At 72.5% G+C, this 14,756-nt stretch carries 16 protein-coding genes; 4 read left to right on the top strand and 12 right to left on the bottom strand.

Annotation, left to right across the window (positions count from 1 at the left end; translation table 11 throughout):
* Positions 1-605 precede the first annotated feature (605 nt).
* Genes hisF through hisD form a run of 8 tightly spaced genes read right to left on the bottom strand, consistent with a single transcriptional unit; the run spans position 606 to position 6,319 of the window.
* Positions 606-1,361, bottom strand: a complete 756-nt coding sequence (hisF, locus tag OHS57_RS09950) for an imidazole glycerol phosphate synthase subunit HisF (RefSeq protein ID WP_041990771.1) — start codon at positions 1,359-1,361, stop codon at positions 606-608.
* Positions 1,358-1,756 carry a RidA family protein gene (locus OHS57_RS09955; RefSeq protein ID WP_328581682.1) on the bottom strand — a complete coding sequence of 133 codons (399 nt, stop codon included), beginning with the start codon at positions 1,754-1,756 and terminating at the stop codon, positions 1,358-1,360. The genes hisF and OHS57_RS09955 overlap by 4 nt, the downstream gene beginning before the upstream one ends.
* Positions 1,753-2,496, bottom strand: a complete 744-nt coding sequence (gene priA, locus OHS57_RS09960) for a bifunctional 1-(5-phosphoribosyl)-5-((5-phosphoribosylamino)methylideneamino)imidazole-4-carboxamide isomerase/phosphoribosylanthranilate isomerase PriA (protein WP_328581683.1) — start codon at positions 2,494-2,496, stop codon at positions 1,753-1,755. Before priA ends, OHS57_RS09955 begins: the two co-directional genes overlap by 4 nt.
* Positions 2,496-3,131, bottom strand: a complete 636-nt coding sequence (gene hisH, locus OHS57_RS09965) for an imidazole glycerol phosphate synthase subunit HisH (RefSeq protein WP_041990765.1) — start codon at positions 3,129-3,131, stop codon at positions 2,496-2,498. Before hisH ends, priA begins: the two co-directional genes overlap by 1 nt.
* Positions 3,128-3,298 (bottom strand): hypothetical protein, encoded by a 171-nt coding sequence (locus tag OHS57_RS09970; RefSeq protein ID WP_041990764.1) that lies wholly within the window; start codon positions 3,296-3,298, stop codon positions 3,128-3,130. The genes hisH and OHS57_RS09970 overlap by 4 nt, the downstream gene beginning before the upstream one ends.
* A complete protein-coding gene (gene hisB / locus OHS57_RS09975) occupies positions 3,295-3,888 on the bottom strand; it encodes an imidazoleglycerol-phosphate dehydratase HisB (protein WP_041990762.1) in 594 nt (197 codons plus the stop codon). The genes OHS57_RS09970 and hisB overlap by 4 nt, the downstream gene beginning before the upstream one ends.
* On the bottom strand, positions 3,885-4,991 hold the full coding sequence (locus OHS57_RS09980; protein ID WP_041990760.1) for a histidinol-phosphate transaminase: 1,107 nt from the start codon (positions 4,989-4,991) through the stop codon (positions 3,885-3,887). The genes hisB and OHS57_RS09980 overlap by 4 nt, the downstream gene beginning before the upstream one ends.
* Positions 4,988-6,319 carry a histidinol dehydrogenase gene (gene hisD / locus OHS57_RS09985; RefSeq protein ID WP_328581684.1) on the bottom strand — a complete coding sequence of 444 codons (1,332 nt, stop codon included), beginning with the start codon at positions 6,317-6,319 and terminating at the stop codon, positions 4,988-4,990. The genes OHS57_RS09980 and hisD overlap by 4 nt, the downstream gene beginning before the upstream one ends.
* Before the next feature lie 137 nt (positions 6,320-6,456).
* On the opposite strand from hisD, the gene OHS57_RS09990 reads away from it, so the two are divergent.
* The 4 genes from OHS57_RS09990 (at position 6,457) to ybaK (ending at position 10,504) form a co-directional block, all read left to right on the top strand.
* Positions 6,457-8,058 carry an oxidoreductase gene (locus OHS57_RS09990; protein ID WP_328581685.1) on the top strand — a complete coding sequence of 534 codons (1,602 nt, stop codon included), beginning with the start codon at positions 6,457-6,459 and terminating at the stop codon, positions 8,056-8,058.
* Positions 8,059-8,162: 104 nt separating this feature from the next.
* A complete protein-coding gene (locus OHS57_RS09995; protein WP_328581686.1) occupies positions 8,163-9,191 on the top strand; it encodes a hypothetical protein in 1,029 nt (342 codons plus the stop codon).
* A gap of 5 nt (positions 9,192-9,196) precedes the next feature.
* Complete coding sequence (locus tag OHS57_RS10000; protein WP_041990747.1) at positions 9,197-9,937, top strand: LON peptidase substrate-binding domain-containing protein; 741 nt, start codon at positions 9,197-9,199, stop codon at positions 9,935-9,937.
* Between the two features lie 66 nt (positions 9,938-10,003).
* Entirely contained in the window at positions 10,004-10,504 is a 501-nt protein-coding gene (ybaK, locus tag OHS57_RS10005; protein WP_041990745.1) for a Cys-tRNA(Pro) deacylase, read from the top strand.
* 166 nt (positions 10,505-10,670) lie between these two features.
* Here the strand turns inward: ybaK and OHS57_RS10010 are convergent, their stop codons facing one another.
* From OHS57_RS10010 to OHS57_RS10025, 4 genes are read right to left on the bottom strand one after another with little or no spacing between them, the layout of a single operon-like run.
* Positions 10,671-11,396: a hypothetical protein gene (locus tag OHS57_RS10010; protein ID WP_198533310.1), complete on the bottom strand. Its 726-nt coding sequence runs from the start codon at positions 11,394-11,396 to the stop codon at positions 10,671-10,673.
* 34 nt (positions 11,397-11,430) lie between these two features.
* The gene (locus OHS57_RS10015) at positions 11,431-12,267 is read right to left on the bottom strand and encodes an ABC transporter permease (RefSeq protein ID WP_443042863.1); all 837 of its coding nucleotides are present in this window, start codon (positions 12,265-12,267) and stop codon (positions 11,431-11,433) included.
* A 22-nt stretch (positions 12,268-12,289) separates the two neighbouring features.
* Positions 12,290-13,261: an ABC transporter ATP-binding protein gene (locus OHS57_RS10020; protein WP_328585033.1), complete on the bottom strand. Its 972-nt coding sequence runs from the start codon at positions 13,259-13,261 to the stop codon at positions 12,290-12,292.
* Positions 13,262-13,306: 45 nt separating this feature from the next.
* The gene (locus tag OHS57_RS10025) at positions 13,307-14,581 is read right to left on the bottom strand and encodes an NYN domain-containing protein (protein ID WP_078863687.1); all 1,275 of its coding nucleotides are present in this window, start codon (positions 14,579-14,581) and stop codon (positions 13,307-13,309) included.
* Positions 14,582-14,756 lie beyond the last annotated feature (175 nt).

Here is a 14,756-nt window from a genome sequence, read left to right on the forward strand (position 1 = left end):
TTGCGGTTGTTGCCGGGGGCCGTTCCGGGGTCGTGTCCTGCGCGGTGTCGCCGTCCGGCGCGGTTCGGTTGGCGGTCGCGGTTGCGGTCGTCGCCGGGTGCCGTTCCGGGGTCGCGTCCTGCGCTGCATGATTTACGGCGCGTACTCCCCAGACGCGGAGCCACCGCCGAGATGCGCCACAAATCACGCTCTACGCTCCGGACACCACCCCTGCACGACCCCCTTCAGCCCGGCTGCCACGGATCGCTGCGCCGCGACCACCAAGGGCCGGCGGACCGGGCGTTCACGACGGGGGCGCGGCCTCAGCCGGCACGACACCGCCCACCGGCACTCGCCGCAGGCAGGTGTGCCCGCCCACCGACGGGAGGGGACCGGGCGTCCACGACAGGGACGGGCCCCCGGCCCGCACGGCACCGCTCACCGCGGTGACGCGGGCGGCTGGGTGGGACCCACCGGACGGGAGGGGGCCGGGGCCGGAGGAGGGGGGTGTCCGGACGTAAAGCGAAGGAGCTCATGCGACAAGCAGTCCGGACACCCCCCTCCGCAGGACCCGGACCCCGGCACCGGATAAGCGCGGCGCAGCCAAGAACCCGGACGGCGAACCGTTAGCGGACCGGGTGCCCCGCCGTCCGTAGCGTTGACTTGACCTCCGCGATGCGCAAATCGCCGAAGTGGAAGACCGACGCCGCCAGCACCGCGTCCGCTCCCGCGTCGATCGCCGGCGGGAAGTCCGCCAGGCGGCCCGCGCCGCCCGACGCCACGACCGGGATCGTGACGTGCTTGCGCACGGCCGCGATCATCTCGACGTCGTACCCGTCCTTCGTACCGTCCGCGTCCATCGAGTTGAGCAGGATCTCCCCCGCCCCCAACTCCGCCGCGCGCCGCGCCCATTCGACCGCGTCGATGCCCGTGCCCGTGCGGCCGCCGTGGGTGGTGACCTCGAAGGAACCGGCCGGGGTGCGGCGTGCGTCGACCGACAGGACCAGTACCTGGCGGCCGAAGCGCTGCGCGATCTCGCGGATCAGTTCGGGGCGCGCGATGGCGGCCGTGTTCACACCGACCTTGTCGGCGCCCGCCCGCAGCAGCTTGTCGACGTCCTCCGTCGTACGGACACCACCGCCGACCGTCAGCGGGATGAAGACCTGCTCGGCGGTCCTGCGCACCACGTCGTACGTCGTCTCGCGGTCGCCGGACGACGCGGTGATGTCGAGGAACGTCAACTCGTCGGCGCCCTCGGCGTCGTAGAGCTTGGCCATCTCGACCGGGTCGCCCGCGTCGCGCAGGTTCTGGAAGTTGACGCCCTTGACCACGCGGCCGTTGTCCACGTCGAGGCAGGGGATGACCCGGACGGCGAGGCTCATGTGGCCGCTCCCGAGCGGTACGCCTCCACCTCGACCTCGACGACCAGGCTCGGGTCGATGAAGCCGGCCACGACGATCATCGAGGCCGCGGGACGGACGTCGTGGAACAGTTCGTGGTGGGCGCGGCCCACGTCGTCGGCGTCCCTGGCGTGGGTGATGTACATGCGGGTGCGCACCACGTCGGAGACTTCGAGGTCCAGTTCGCGCAGGGCGGTCACCGCGACGCCGAACGCCGTCTTGGTCTGCTCGTACGGGCTGCCTTCGGCGATGCGGCCGTCGATGACCGAGGTGCATCCCGAGACCAGCACGAGGCCGTTGGGGAGTTCCACGGCGCGGGAGTAACCGATCGAGTCCTCCCACGGGTTGGTGGACGAGATCCTGCGTACGCCGCTCATCGGGATACCTCCGCAAGTGCTTCTTCGAGGGTGAACGCGTTGGCGTACAGCGCCTTCCCGACGATCGCGCCCTCGACTCCTTCGGGGACGAGCGCGGCGATGGCGCGCAGGTCCTGGAGGGACGAGACGCCGCCGGACGCGACGACGGGCTTGTCGGTGGCGGCGCAGACGTTCTTCAGGAGTTCCAGGTTGGGGCCCTGGAGTGTGCCGTCCTTGGCGATGTCGGTGACGACGTAGCGCGCGCAGCCCTCCGAGTCGAGGCGGGCCAGCGTCTCGTACAGGTCGCCGCCGTCCCGGGTCCAGCCCCGGCCGCGCAGGGTCGTACCGCGTACGTCGAGACCGACGGCGATCTTGTCGCCGTGGTCGGCGATGATCTTCGCGACCCACTCGGGGGTCTCCAGCGCGGCGGTGCCGAGGTTGACGCGGGTGCAGCCGGTGGCGAGGGCAGCGGCGAGCGAGGCGTCGTCGCGGATGCCGCCGGACAGCTCGACCTTGATGTCCATCGCGTCGGCGACCTCGGCGATCAGCTTGCGGTTGTCGCCGGTGCCGAAGGCCGCGTCCAGGTCGACCAGATGCAGCCACTCGGCGCCCGACCGCTGCCAGGCGAGGGCCGCTTCGAGGGGCGAGCCGTACGAGGTCTCGGAGCCCGACTCGCCGTGGACGAGCCGGACGGCCTGGCCGTCGCGTACGTCGACCGCGGGGAGGAGTTCGAGCTTCGGCGCTGAGGGGACAGGAGACATCAGAGGGTTCCGATCCAGTTGGTGAGCAGCTGGGCGCCGGCGTCGCCGGACTTCTCCGGGTGGAACTGGGTGGCCCACAGGCTGCCGTTCTCGACGGCGGCCACGAACGGCTCGCCGTGAGTGGTCCAGCTGACCCTGGGTGAGCGGATCTTGGGGTTGGTGACCTGGAGGTCCCACCGGTGCACGGCGTAGGAGTGCACGAAGTAGAAGCGGGCCTCGGCGTCGAGTCCGGCGAACAGTTCGCTGTCGTCGGGCGCGGTGACGGTGTTCCACCCCATGTGCGGCACGATCGGGGCCTTCAGCGGCTCGACGCTGCCGGGCCATTCGTCCAGGCCCTCGGTCTCCACGCCGTGCTCGATGCCGCGGGCGAAGAGGATCTGCATGCCGACGCAGACGCCGAGCACCGGCCGGCCGCCCGCGAGCCTGCGGCCGATGATCCATTCGCCGCGTGCGGCGGTCAGTCCCTCCATGCAGGCGGCGAACGCGCCGACGCCGGGGACGAGCAGCCCGTCGGCGTTCATCGCCCGGTCGAAGTCGCGGGTGATCTCGACCTCGGCCCCGGTCCGCGCGACGGCGCGCTCGGCGGAGCGGACGTTGCCGAATCCGTAGTCGAAGACGACGACTCGCTTGGTCATCCGCCCCACAGCCCCTTGATGCGCAGGATGCCGGCCACCAGACAGAACACCGAGCAGAGAGCCACGAGGACGATCACGCCCACGGGCAGCTTCTGCTTGATGAACGAGTAGACGCCGCCGGCGAGGAAGAGCCCCGCCAGGATGAGCAGGGTGTTGAGGCCGGTCACAGCGCGCCCTTGGTCGAGGGGAGGATTCCCACCGCGCGCGGGTCGCGCTCGGAGGCGTAGCGCAGGGCGCGGGCGAGTGCCTTGAACTGGCACTCGACGATGTGGTGCGCGTTGCGTCCGTACGGGACGTTCACGTGCAGCGCGACCCTGGCCTGGGCGACGAACGACTCCAGGATGTGCCGGGTCATCGTCGTGTCGTAGCTGCCGATCATCGGCGCCATGTTGTCGGGCTCGGTGTGCACCAGGTACGGGCGGCCCGAGAGGTCGACGGTCACCTCGGCGAGCGATTCGTCCAGCGGGACCGTGCAGTTGCCGAAGCGGTAGAGGCCGACCTTGTCGCCGAGCGCCTGCCGGAAGGCGGCGCCGAGGGCGAGGGCGGTGTCCTCGATGGTGTGGTGCGAGTCGATGTGCAGATCGCCCTCGGTCTTGACCGTGAGGTCGAACAGGCCGTGCCGGCCGAGCTGGTCGAGCATGTGGTCGAAGAACCCGACTCCGGTCGACACGTCCACCTCGCCCCGGCCGTCGAGGTCGATCTCGACCACGACGGAGGTTTCCTTCGTACTGCGTTCCACGCGGCCGATGCGGCTCATGCGCTCTGCTCCTTCGTCAATTCACGTACCGCGTCGAGGAACGCGTCGTTCTCGGAGGGGGTGCCTGCGGTGACCCGCAGCCGGCCAGGCACGCCGTTGTCCCGGATCAGGACGCCCCGGTCGAGGATCTGCTGCCAGGCCGCGTGGGCGTCCTCGAAGCGGCCGAACTGTACGAAGTTCGCGTCCGAGTCGGTGACCTCGAAGCCGAGGGCCCGCAACTCGACGACCAGGCGGTCACGCTCGGTCTTCAGCTGCTCGACGTACCCGAGCAGCGTATCGGTGTGTTCGAGCGCGGCGAGCGCGGTGGCCTGGGTGACGGCCGACAGGTGGTACGGCAGCCGTACGAGCTGGACGGCGTCCACGACGGCGGGGTCGGCGGCGAAGTACCCGAGCCGGAGGCCCGCCGCGCCGAACGCCTTGGACATCGTGCGGGAGACGACCAGGTTGGGCCGGCCCTCGATGAGCGGGAGCAGCGAGGGGTGGTGGCTGAATTCGACGTACGCCTCGTCCACGACGACCAGCGAGGGCCGGGCCGCCTGGGCGGCCTCGTACAGCGCGAGGACGGTGTCGGCGCCGACGGCGGTGCCGGTGGGGTTGTTGGGCGTGGTGACGAAGACGACCTCGGGGCGGTGCTCGGCGATGGCGGCCGTGGCAGCGGCGACGTCGATGGTGAAGTCGTCGTGCCGGGGGCCCGAGATCCAGCCGGTGCTGGTGCCGCGCGCGATGAGGCTGTGCATCGAGTACGACGGCTCGAAGCCGATCGCGGTGCGGCCGGGTCCGCCGAAGGTCTGCAGCAGCTGCTGGAGTACTTCGTTGGAGCCGTTGGCCGCCCACACGTGGGCCGCGGTCAGCGGGTACTTGCCGGTACGGGTCAGGTAGGCGGCGAGTTCGGTGCGCAGCTCGACCGCGTCCCTGTCGGGGTAGCGGTTGAGGCCGCGGGCCGCTTCGCGCACCCGCTCGGCGATCCGCTCCACGAGCGGTTCGGGCAGCGGGTACGGGTTCTCGTTGACGTTCAGCTGGACGGGTACGTCCGGGTGGGGCGCGCCGTACGGGGACTTGCCGCGCAGTTCGTCGCGGATCGGCAGGTCGTCGATGTCCGTCATACGACCGGCACCTTCCATCCGAACCGTGCCTTGAGCGCGGCGCCGTGCGCCGGCAGGTCCTCGGCCTCGGCCAGGGTGACCACGTGGTGGGCGACCTCGGCGAGCGCGTCGCGGCTGTAGTCCACGACGTGGATGCCGCGCAGGAACGACTGGACGGACAGGCCCGAGGAGTGGCAGGCGCAGCCGCCGGTCGGCAGGACGTGGTTGGAGCCCGCGGCGTAGTCGCCGAGGGAGACCGGCGCGTAGGGGCCGACGAAGATCGCGCCCGCGTTGCGGACCCGGTCGGCCACCGCCGCCGCGTCGTCGGTCTGGATCTCCAGGTGCTCGGCGCCGTACGCGTCGACCACCCGCAGTCCGTCGTCGATGGAGTCGACGAGGACGATCGCGGACTGCCGTCCCGCGAGGGCGGGGCCGATCCGGTCGGCGCTGTGCTTGGCCGCGGCGACCTGCGGTTCCAGTTCCTTCTCCACCGCCGCGGCGAGGTCGGCCGAGTCGGTGACGAGGACGGCGGCGGCCAGCGGGTCGTGCTCGGCCTGGCTGATCAGGTCGGCCGCGACGTGCACGGGGTCGGCGGTCGAGTCGGCGAGGACGGCGATCTCGGTGGGACCCGCCTCGGCGTCGATGCCGATCCGGCCGGTGAAGTAGCGCTTGGCGGCCGCGACCCAGATGTTGCCGGGGCCGGTGACCATGTTGGCGGGCGGACAGCCGTCGGGACCCGGGACGCCGTACGCGAACATGGCGACGGCGCTCGCGCCGCCCGCCGCGTAGACCTCGTCCACGCCGAGGAGCGCGCAGGCGGCGAGGATCGTGGGGTGCGGCAGGCCGCCGAACTCCCGCTGCGCCGGGGAGGCGAGCGCGATCGACTCGACGCCGGCCTCCTGCGCGGGGACCACGTTCATGATCACGGACGACGGGTAGACGGACCGGCCGCCCGGTGCGTACAGCCCGACGCGCTCGACGGGCACCCACTTCTCGGTGACCGTGCCGCCGGGGACGACCTGGGTGGTGTGCGCGGAGCGCCGCTGCGCGCGGTGGACCAGCCGGGCGCGCCTGATCGACTCCTCCAGGGCGGCCCGTACGGCCGGGTCGAGCTGCGCCAGCGCGGCGTCGATGGCCTCGGCCGGCACCCGGACGCGCTCCAGCGTCACCCCGTCGAACGTCGCCGCGGACTCGATCAGCGCCGCCGTGCCCCGATGGCGTACGTCCTCGCAGAGGGGCCGCACCTTCTCCAGGGCGGCTTCCACGTCGAACTCGGCTCGGGGCAGCAGGTCACGCAGGGCGCCACCCTCGGGGAGGGTGTCGCCGCGCAGATCGATTCGTGAGATCACGTGGTCAATTCTCGCAGACCGGATCAGCGCTCCGGTCGCCCGTATCACTGGCTGATACATGTCCCGGGCGCCGCACGGGACGGCTACTCTCTGGGCCCACTGTTACCGGCGGGAAGCGCGAGGAGGGGGAGGACGGAGTGAGCGATCAGGACGACGGCGAGGCTCCGGCCTGGCTCAGCGCCACGGAACTCGGCATGTGGCAGGCGTTCCGCAACGGGAGCACGTACGACCTGTCCGCCTCCGACCCGGTGCTGGACGACCCCTTCTCGGCCCGTCCCTGGGGCATCGAGCGGTCCGTACGGGCCAGGGTCGTGGCGCTGCTGCTGCTCAGCGGGCCGCCCGCGCTGCCGGGGCGGGTCTCGGCGCTGAAGCTGCGCGGGGTGCAGATCACCGGCACGCTCACGCTGGCGGGCGGCATCGTCGCGCCGTTCGTGGAGCTGACCGGCTGCCGCTTCGAGAACGAGGTGGTGCTGCCGGAGGCGCACTTCACGACGGTGCGTATCGCGCGCTGCGCCCTGCCCCGGCTGGACGCCGCCCGGCTGCACACCGAGGGGGACCTGCATCTGCCGGGCTGCCGGATCGAGCACGGCATCCGGCTGACGGACGCCCGTATCGGCACGGATCTGCTGATCAGTCAGATCGATGTCCGGCCCGACCGGCGCGGCCGGGCGATCGTCGCCGACGGGATGTCGGTCGGGCAGGATCTGCAGGCCGACCAGATCGAGACATACGGCGAGATCAGCCTGCGCGGCGCGAGCGTCGGGGTGTCGATGAGCATGCGCGGCAGCAAGCTGCGCGCCACGCCCGGCCGGCGGGCGCTGAACGCGCCGCAGCTGTCGGTGGAGCGGTCGTTCCACCTGGCGAGCGTGTGGGTGACCGAGGCGACCGGCAGCGCGGGCGCGACACCGCCGTACGGCATCGGGCACGTCCCCGAGCCGGTGCCCGGCACCGAGCTGCGGCGCTTCGAGTGCCACGGCGGGGTACGGCTCGACGACGGCCGGTTCGGGGACGCCGTCGATCTGGGCCAGGCGCGGTTCTTCCTGGCCGCCGACGAGGAGCTGTCGCTGCGCCGGATCGTCACGCCCGAGCTGCGGTTCACCTGCGAGGCCCCGCAGGACGGCCGGGTCGTGCTGAACGGCGCGAAGATCGTCACGCTGGTCGACATCTCGACGGCCTGGCCGGGTCCCGGCGGGCTCGCGATGGGCGGCTTCCTGTACGAGAACCTTGTCCCGTACGGCCACTTCCCGCTGGTGCGGCGGCTGGACTGGCTGGCCGCCGCCACGCCCGAGTACTCCCCCGAGCCGTACGAGCGCCTCGCGCAGGTGCTGCGGACGGGCGGCGAGGACGCCGACGCCCGTGAGGTGCTGCTGGCCAAGCAGCGCAGACGGCGCGAGACGCTGCCGCTGGCGGCGAAGGTCTGGGGCTATCTGCAGGACTGGACCGTGGCCTACGGCTACCGGCCGGGCCGGGCCGCGCTGTGGATGGCCGTGCTGTGGGCCGCGGGCGCCGTCGCCTTCTCCCGGCACGCGCCCGCGCCGCTCCAGGCGGACTCGCATCCGCAGTGGAACCCGGCGCTGTACGCCCTCGATCTGCTGATCCCGGTGATCAATCTGGGGCAGGACGGCTACTGGCGTCCCGCGGGCGGCTGGCAGTGGGCGTCGGCGGCGCTGATCGTGCTCGGCTGGATACTCGCCACGACTGTCGCGGCAGGCGCCTCCCGTCTCCTGCGCCGCGGCTGACCCAGCTTTCTTTGCCCTGCCTTTACTTGCGCCAGGACAACCTTCCGGCTCGCCACCAAAGCTTCACAGCAGCCCTCTGGCGCGTCTACGACCTGCGGCTTTCAATGGTCCGCACCATGTCATTGCTTCGCGCTCTGATCAGCACCGCGCGCATGGTCCGGCACACCCCGCTGCTCGCCACGGGTCTGCCTCCGGACGACGCGGTACTGCTCGATGCCCCCGACGAGCGGCTCGCCCCCGCGCTGGTCTCCGCCGCACTCGGCGAGTACGAGCACGCGGCGAAACTGCTCGCCACCACCCGGGAGTCGGCCGAGTGGGAGAACCGCGACCGCTACGTGACGCGGCTCGCCGCCTTCGCCCACCGCCGCGACGAGTGGCTGGCCGCCTGGCTGCGCGCGGCGCCGGGCGATCCCGACGCGCTCGTCGTCATGGCCGAGCTGACGGTCCGCAGGGCCTGGGAGTCACCGGCCAGGGCCGAGCGGCTGCGCGAGAGCGGCCCGCTGATCGACGCGGCGGCCGAGGCGGACCCGCGCGACCCGGTGCCCTGGCGCATCGCGCTGGACCACGCGCGCGGCACGCACGCGCCGCACACCGCCTTCGAGTCGCTGTGGGAACAGGCGGTGCGGCGCGCCTCGCACCACTACGGCGTCCATGTCGCCGCCCTGCTCTACCTGTCGGCCCAGTGGTACGGCTCGCACAGCGAGTGCTTCGACTTCGCCGAGCAGGCCGCGCAGGACGCGCTGCCCGGATCGCTGGTACAGGCGCTGCCGGTGAGGGCCGCCTTCACCCAGCTGCTCAGCGGCACCCCGACCTCCGTACAGGCGGACCGGATCGACCGGGCAGCCGATCTCGCCGTCGCCGTCTCGGCCCGGTACGAGGCCGCCGATCCGTGGCCGGCCGAGGTCCGCAACCTGCTGGCGTACGTCCTGCTCGCGCGCGGCAGATGGGCGGAGGCGCTGGAGCAGTTCCGGCTGATCGGACCGCACGCGACGTCCTTCCCGTGGACGTGTTTCACCGACGATCCGCTGGGTCAGTTCCTGGAAACGCGGGACGGTCTGCGGATCCAGGTGGCCTCGGCGACGCCTTTGCGCGGCCGCGCAGACCGGAGAGGCGCCCGCGGCCATTACGCTTGACCGTTGTGACCACCGCTCGCCTCCCTCTCTTCCCGCTGAACGCGGTGCTGTTCCCCGGCCTCGTCCTGCCGCTGAACGTCTTCGAGGAGCGCTACCGCGCCTTGATGCGTGAGCTGCTGAAGACCGACGAGTCCGAGGGACGGCGCTTCGCCGTGGTCGCCATCCGCGACGGGCGCGAACTGGCGCCGACCGCCTCCGGCATGCCGGACCAGGCGGCCGTGCCCGAACGCGGTCCCGCCGAAGGGTTCGGCCCCGAACCGCTCGACGCGTTCCATCCCGTGGGGTGCGTCGCCGACGCCGCGACGATCCGCGAACGCCCCGACGGCACCTTCGAGGTGGTCGTCACCGGCACCACCCGGGTGCGGCTCCTGTCGGTCGAGGCCGGCGGCGCCTTCCTGACGGCCGAGGTCGAGGAGCTGCCGGAGGAGGAGGGCGAAGGGGCCGGCGCGCTCGCCGAAGGGGTGCTGCGGGCCTTCCAGAGCTATCAGAAGCGGCTGGCCGGGGCGAGGGAGCGCACGCTCTCCACGGAGACCGAGCTGCCGGACGAGCCGTCCGTGGTGTCGTACCTGGTCGCGGCGGCGGCCGTGCTGGACATCCCGACGAAGCAGCGGCTGCTCGAAGCGGACGACACGGCGGACCGGCTGCGCCAGGAGCTGAAACTGCTGCGGGCCGAGACGGCGGTGATCCGGCATCTGCCGTCGCTGCCGGCCGCCGAGCTGACGCAGACCCGCACCAACCCCAACTGACCACCGACTCCGACTGACCCACCGGCACCGACCGGCTCACCGACTCCGACCGACGTACGGGAACCGATGGCGAAGAAGGCCAGGAAACAGGCGGGCGGCACCCCTGCGACGGTCGCGCTGACCGCGGCGGGCACCGCGTACACCCTGCACGAGTACGCGCACGACCCGGCGTCGCCCTCGTACGGCGAGGAGGCGGCGCGTGCGCTGGGCGTCTCCCCCGAGCGGGTCTTCAAGACGCTGGTCGCCGACGTCGACGGCGAGCTGACCGTCGCCGTCGTACCGGTGGCGGGCTCGCTGGACCTCAAGGCGCTGGCGGCGGCCGTCGGCGGCAAGCGTGCCGCGATGGCCGACCCCGCGGCGGCCGAGCGCACCACGGGCTATGTACGGGGCGGCATCTCGCCGCTCGGGCAGCGCAAGCGGCTGCGTACGGTGCTGGACGCCTCGGCGGCCGGCCATCCCACGGTCTGTGTCTCGGCGGGCCGCCGCGGCCTGGAGGTCGAGCTGGCGCCCGCCGACCTGGCGGCGCTGACGTCGGCGGTCCTGGCCCCGATCGGCCGCGCCGGCTGAGCCAGGTCCTGTCCGGCCGGTCTTCGCGGATCAGCCTGCGGCGTCTGGTGCGGTGCATCGCAAGGCGGAGGATCATCCCCGTACTGGTTGTACGGGGATCGGTCCGACAACGCGGCGAGGTGCCGTGCCAGGCGTCGCGGGCCCGCGAAGACCGGCCGGGCAGGACCTAGTTGTCGGGCCCGCCCCACGCCTGGTCGGCGGGTCCTGGGCGGTCCTGGTGGCCGTTCTGCTGCGCCGTACCGCCGTCAGCGCCGCCGCTCTGCGGCTGGGCGTACATCGCTCCCCAGTCGGGCTCCGGGTCGCGCGGCGCGAACAGCGCCGTCAGCGCCAGGTGGACGACCATGGCGGCGACCGGCCAGGCGAGCAGCGCGCCCTTCATGTTCAGTTCGAGCGGCGCGTCGAAGGTGACGCCCTTGCCCGCCGCGCGCGCGTGCGCCACCACGTCCGAGGTGGGGCCGAGCCAGCCGCCCACCTTCCAGGCGATGACGGCGCCGAGCAGACCGCCCAGCGCCAGCGCCACGACCAGCGGGACGCCGCCGCGCCTGCGGAAGAAGAACACCAGCGCCGAGGTGACCAGGCCGAAGGCCAGGGCGAGCAGGACAAACGTTCCGTCGGCGCCGATCGCCTCCTCGCCCTCGGTGTCCTTGAGGAAGACGGCGGTGTTGTCGGAGATCAGCGGGATACGCGGCGCGAGCCAGAGCCACAGCAGCCCCAGCAGCACGCCGGACACGGCGGTCGCGGCGAACACCACGGCGGCCTGGCGCAGCTCCTTGGTCATATCGGGCCCTTCCTCCGCTTTGTCCCCCGCGTAGGGCGAAGCGCCGGCCTGCGGCATCTGCCAGGGGTCTTGATTCGGCGGCGGCTGGTGCGGCGGCGTCAGAGGAGCGGTCACTGTGCCATCGTGCCAGGCCTGTTCGAAGGGCGCCTCACCGGACTGCCGCACGCCGGTACGCCCACGTCGCGACGGCGAGCGAGGCGACACCGACGCCGGCGCACACGCCCAGGTCGATGCAGACGGCCGACCAGTCCGGATGCGAGTCGAACGAACGGGCGAGCGCTTCGACGCCGTACGTCGAAGGCAGCAGATCGCGCAGCCAGCCGACCGGGCCGGGCAGCCGGTCGGCGGGCAGGACGCCCAGCAGCAGCGCCGCCGACATGCCGAGCTGGCCCAGCAGCGTGGCGATCTCCTGCCGGGGTGCCAGCAGCCCGCACGCGGCGCCCAGGCCCGACAGGGCGGCGCCGGACAGCGGGACGACGGCGAGCAGGATCCACAGATGGGCGAGCGGCAGCTGGAACATGGCGCTGCCGGCGAGAGCGGTGACGACCGTGCCCGGCACGGTGAAGGAGGCGTAGGCACCGGCGGCGCCGAGCACGACGGCGGCGGGCGGCACCGGCAGGGTGGCGTAGTGGTCGAGACCGCCGCTCGCCCGCAGCTGGCCGAAGTACTGGGCGAGCAGGTTGAGCGCGACGAAGGCGACGACGAGCACGCTCGCCCCCGCGACGACGGCGCGCGCCTCCGAGCCGCCCTCGACGACGCCCCGCATCAGGACCATGATCCCGACGGACTGGAAGGTCGCGACGAACAGCAGCGGGATCCGGGCGACCCGGGCCCGGGAGAGCTGCGCCCGGTAGACGGCGGCGAGCGAGGGCAGCAGCCTGGCGCGCGGGGCGAGCGGCGCGGGTACGGACCTGGCCGGCTCACCCCGGGTCTTGGCGGCCGGGTCGGCCCGTCCGGACACGGCCTCCGCTGGCACGATGCTCACCTGCCACTGCTCCTGTCGTCGGTCATGCCTTGACCAGCCCCTTCGTCCGTCCGCCGAGCGCGAGATAGACGTCCTCCAGGCTCGGCGTCGCCAGGGTGAAGTCGTCCAGGGCCGCGAAGGCGGCGCCGCCGGTCACGGCGGCGACGGCGGCCCGTGCCTCGTCGGGGGCGAGCCGCAGCACCCAGCGCCGCCCCGACTCCTGCGCCGAGTCGCGCAGGGCGGCCACCTCGGGCACGTCGAGCGGGGCGCGCTCGCGCCACATCAGCTCGACCCTGACCTCCCCGGCGACCTGTTCCTTGAGCCCGGACGGGGTGTCGCAGGCGATGACCTTGCCGCGTTCCAGGACGGCGACCCGGTCGAGCACGGTCTCCGCCTCGATGACGTTGTGGGTGACGAGCAGGACGGTCGCGCCCTGTTCGACGCGCCTGCGGTCGACGGCGGCCCAGACGGCGCGCCGGGCGACCGGGTCCATGCCGGTGGTGGGCTCGTCGAGGACCAGGACGGGCCGCTCGCCGACCAGGACGGTGGCGAAGCACGCCAGCCGCCGCTGGCCGCCCGAGAGCTTCTTCAGGGGCCGTCCGGCGATCTCGGTCAGGCCCAGTTCGTCCAGGACGGCGTCCCGGGCCGTACGGGCCTCGCGCAGCGTCAGCCCGCGCAGCCGGCCGGTGGTCTCGGCGGCGAGCGCCACCGTCAGCTCGTCCAGCGCCGTGGACTCCTGGCCGAGGTAGCCGACGAGCCGGGAGGCCAGTTCGGGATGGCGCACCAGGTCGTGGCCGAGCATCTCGACGCTGCCGGAGTCGGGCCGCATCAGTCCGGTGAGCTGCCGTACGAGGGTGGACTTGCCGGCGCCGTTGGGCCCGAGCAGGCCGAAGATCTCGCCGCGCCGCACGTCGAGGCTGATCCCGTCGGTGGCGCGCACCTCGGGCGTCGCCGGGGTGCCCCGGCCGCCGCGCGCGGCGGGGTACGTCTTCACCAGATCGCGCACCACGCACACCGTACTCACGAGGTACGAGCCTACGTTGTCCGGTGCGTACCGCTTCTACTCGGGTGCTGCCCCGTGCTCGGCGGCGGCCCTGACGTCGATCTCCCGCCAGAAGCCCGCCCGGATGGCGTAGCGGTCGTGCTCGTCGATCTGGTCGTCCTTGTGGGCGAGCAGCCCGAACCGCGCCGCGTACCTGAGCAGTTCGCCGTCGATGCGGTGCGGGATGCGCGGATACATCACGGAGAGCGCCTGCACGTGGGCCGTCTCGGGCAGCCGGGCCATCCAGCGGCGGGCGAAGACCTGGCCGACCTCGAAGGGGTCGCCGCCGACGGTGGTGATGTCCTCCTCGCGGTCGGCCCAGCGCTGTTCGGCGCTGGTGAGCTGGGCGAGGGTGGGCAGTGAGGCGGTCTCGGGCGGCTCGCCCGCCGGGCCGCCGCCGGGGCGTTCGACCCAGCCCTTGTCGGACGACCAGCGCAGCGTCGCACCGGCCGGCCCGCGCTGTTCGGCGGGGGGCTGGATGCCGGGGGCGCGCAGGCTCGCGAGGTCCTTGGGGGTGGGGACGCCCTTGGTGCCGGGGTGCGGCTGGGCGGTGTCGTGGTCGTGGTCGTGGGTGTGCTCGACGGCCGGCGCCGACGAGCCGTTCTGCCCGGCCGCCGTCTGTGCCTCGGCGGCCCGTTCCGCCGAGGCGGCGAGCGCCGACTCGGGCAGCGGCGCCGAGAGGATCGCCGCGATCTCGGGCCGGGTGCCGGGGGTGGGTGCGCAGACACCGCCGAAGTCCTTGGCGCGTACGGCCTTGGTGATCCACGCGCGGTCGAGGACCCGCCGCTCGTCGGCCTCGGCGACCAGGTCCTCCGACTGGTTGTAGTCGCCGTCGGCGGCCTGGACGGCCCAGAGGTGGACGGCGACGCCGTGCTCCTTGGCGGACATCAGACCGGGAAGCAGATCACCGTCACCGGTGACAAGTACGACGTCCGAGCAGGCGCGGTTTCTGGCCAGTTCGGTGAGTTCCGCGTGCATCGCCGCGTCGACGCCCTTCTGCGCCCAGCGCCCGTCGCTGCGGGTGAGAGCGCCCAGCCTGACCGTGACCCGTGGCATGACGCGCAGCCGCCGGTGTTCGGGCTGCGGGACCCGGTCGGGGGCGCCGTCGAACCAGTAGATCCGCAGCAGGGGCTGTTCGGTGTCGTGCTCTGCCCGTTCGCGCAGGCCCTGGATGAGGGCGGAGTGGTCCACGGTGATGCGGGAGCGGGCCGGTTCTCCGGCGAGGAGACTCGCGGCGGCGCCCAGCAGATAGCCGGCGTCCACCAGGACAACGCAGCGGTCCACGTGTTCCACCTTCTCTCGGGAACCTCGGGATCGGGATGGTGAAGGGTTTCCTTCGAGTCTGCCCGACCACGTGAGCGTTAACGTCCGGAACTCGATCATCGGCGTGGCGTATCGCCGGACAGGCCGCTGACGAGGCACCACTACACACGGCAATGATCCAAAATGCGGCTATATGCCCTGTATG

Origin of the sequence: Streptomyces sp. NBC_00370, from assembly GCF_036084755.1 — a bacterium.
Classification (GTDB): Bacteria; Actinomycetota; Actinomycetes; order Streptomycetales; family Streptomycetaceae; genus Streptomyces.